General features: G+C 72.9%; 3 protein-coding genes. All 3 read left to right on the top strand.

The features are described from left to right. On the top strand, nt 1-1,045 hold a 1,045-nt coding region (gene dprA, locus EEJ42_RS32640), incomplete at its 5' end, for a DNA-processing protein DprA (protein WP_123105555.1). Between the two features lie 129 nt (nt 1,046-1,174). Further along, nucleotides 1,175-2,008 carry an RNA polymerase sigma factor WhiG gene (gene whiG, locus EEJ42_RS32645; RefSeq protein ID WP_123105557.1) on the top strand — a complete coding sequence of 278 codons (834 nt, stop codon included), beginning with the start codon at nt 1,175-1,177 and terminating at the stop codon, nt 2,006-2,008. Between the two features lie 103 nt (nt 2,009-2,111). Further along, nucleotides 2,112-2,648, top strand: a complete 537-nt coding sequence (locus EEJ42_RS32650; RefSeq protein WP_123105559.1) for a TetR/AcrR family transcriptional regulator — start codon at nt 2,112-2,114, stop codon at nt 2,646-2,648. Nucleotides 2,649-2,785 lie beyond the last annotated feature (137 nt).

A 2,785-nucleotide genomic window follows, 5' to 3' on the forward strand; every position in this document is an offset into this window, starting at 1 on the left:
GCCCGGGGCGAGCCCGCGGCGGCTGGCCGGATGCGCGCTGCGGGCCGGCGGGCTCGACCCGGCCGCCGACCTCGACCTGATCGCGGCCCGGGGCGGGCGGTTCGTCTGCCCCGGGGACATGGAGTGGCCCGGTCAGCTCGACGACCTCGGGGACGCTCGCCCGGTCGGGTTATGGGTGCGGGGCCCCGCGTCGCTGCGCATGTGGGCGCTGCGCTCGGCCGCGGTGGTGGGGGCCCGCGCGTGCAGCGACTACGGCGCGCATGTCGCGGCGACGATGGGCGCCGGGCTCGCCGAGCGGGGCTGGGTGGTGGTCTCCGGCGCGGCGCAGGGCGTGGACGGCGCGGCGCACCGCGGGGCGCTCGCCGTGGGCGGGGCCACCGTCGCCGTGCTCGCCTCCGGGGTGGACACGCCCTATCCGCGGGGGCACGCCGAGTTGATCGAACGCATCGCGGAACAGGGGCTGGTACTGGCCGAGTTGCCGCCCGGAGCGCATCCCACCCGCAGCCGCTTCGTGCTGCGCAACCGGGTCATCGCCGCGCTCACCCGCGGCACGGTCGTCATCGAGGCCGAGTACCGCAGCGGATCGCTGGTCACCGCGCGCCGGGCACAACAGCTCGGCCGGTCCACCATGGGAGTGCCCGGCCCGGTCACCAGCGGGCTCTCGGCGGGGGTCCACGAACTGCTGCGCGGCGAGGCCGTCCTGGTCACCGACGCCGACGAAGTCGTCGAGCTGATCGGCGGCATCGGGGACCTCGCCCCTGTCCGGGAAGGGCCCCTCGTCGAGCGGGACCTTCTCGATCCCGTGACGGCACGGGTGCTGGAAGCGTTGTCGGCACAGGGCGGCAACGAGGGACGTGAGGTGGCCAGGGATTCCGGGACGAGCTGTGAAGAGGCCGTGGGCCGGCTCTACGAACTGCTCGCCCTGGGTTTCGTCGAACGCCATGGCGACCGCTGGCAGTTGGCGCCGTCCGCGCGCCGTAGTGACGGCACACGGCGAGGCGATCCCCCATATCGGGGCAATCGGGTGAAAGGGTTGAGGCGATGACCGTATCCGCACACCGCCGAGCCGCTGCCCTTCGCATACCGCGACGCCGTAGTCACGCTACGCTCACGAGGTTTCCGGTGGAAGCGTACGTCCTCACCCATGTCATGGCAGAACGGCTCAAGGCGACGAATGCCCCAGCACATCTCCGGGTCTGACCGCGCGGCGCCGCCCGCTGCCCGCGGCGCGGTGCGCCCCGCGGCACCGTCCTCGCTCGACGAGCTGTGGCGGTCGTACAAAGCCACGGGCGACGGGCGGCTGCGGGAGCAGCTGATCCTGCACTACTCACCCTTGGTGAAATATGTGGCCGGGCGGGTCAGCGTCGGGCTGCCCTCCAACGTCGAGCAGGCCGACTTCGTCTCGTCCGGTGTCTTCGGACTCATCGACGCCATCGAGAAGTTCGACCCCGAGCGCGCCATCAAGTTCGAGACCTACGCCATCACCCGCATCCGCGGTGCGATGATCGACGAACTGAGGGCGCTGGACTGGATCCCGCGCTCGGTCCGCCAGAAGGCCAGGGCGGTCGAGCGGGCGTACGCCACGCTCGAGGCGGCGCTGCGCCGCACCCCCACCGAGGCCGAGGTCGCCGCCGAGATGGACATCAGCGTCGACGAACTGCACGGGGTCTTCAGCCAGTTGTCGCTGGCCAACGTGGTCGCCCTGGAGGAGCTGCTGCACGTCGGCGGCGAGGGCGGCGACCGGCTCAGCCTCATGGACACCCTGGAGGACACCGCCGCGGACAATCCGGTCGAGGTGGCCGAGGACCGGGAGCTGCGCCGCCTGCTCGCCCGGGCCATCAACACCCTTCCGGAGCGGGAGAAGACCGTGGTCACGCTCTACTACTACGAGGGGCTCACGCTGGCCGAGATCGGCCAGGTCCTCGGGGTCACCGAGAGCCGGGTCAGCCAGATCCACACCAAGTCCGTGCTCCAGCTGCGCGCGAAACTCGCCGACGTCGGACGCTGAATCGTCCCGTCGGGTTCGCCACCGTCGTGACGTGACCGTGACGTCTCCGTACAGTGGTGACGTGCCCAGGATTCGAGCGGCCTCAGTGGCCGAGCACCGGACGATGCAGCGCGGCGCCCTGCTGGAGGCCGCCCGCTCCTTGCTGTCCGAGGGCGGTACGGAGGCGTTGACCTTCCCCGCTCTCGCCGAGCGCACGGGCCTCGCCCGCTCGTCCGTCTATGAGTACTTCCGTTCCCGCGCGGCCGTGGTCGAGGAGTTGTGCGCCGTCGACTTCCCGGTCTGGGCCGCGGAGGTCGAGGCCGCCATGGAGGAGGCCGGGACGCCCGAGGCGAAGGTCGAGGCATATGTGCGCCGACAGCTCGCTCTCGTCGGCGACCGCCGCCACCGTGCCGTGGTGGCGATCTCGGCCGGTGAGCTGGACGCGAGTGCGCGCGAGAAGATCCGCGCCGCCCACGGCGGGCTGATCGGCATGGTGGTCGAGGCCCTCGGCGCGCTCGGCCATCAGCAGCCCCGGCTGGCCGCGGTGCTGCTCCAGGGCGTCGTGGACGCCGCGGTCCGCCGTATCGAGCTGGGAGTCGAGGACCCCGAGGGCATCACGGAGGCGGCGGTCGCCATGGCCCTGGGCGGCGTACGGGGCTGACCGCGCGCGGCGTGCGGGGCCGGCTCCGTGGATCCCGCGGCCCCCGGTGAACGCCGGGGCTCCCGCGGGCCCGAGACGGCGCCCCGTCGTACCCGCCCGCTCCGGTCGGCGGCGGCTCCGGGCTCGGCCGGGCGTCC

Origin of the sequence: Streptomyces botrytidirepellens (assembly GCF_003721215.1) — a bacterium.
Taxonomy (GTDB): domain Bacteria; phylum Actinomycetota; class Actinomycetes; order Streptomycetales; family Streptomycetaceae; genus Streptomyces; species Streptomyces himastatinicus.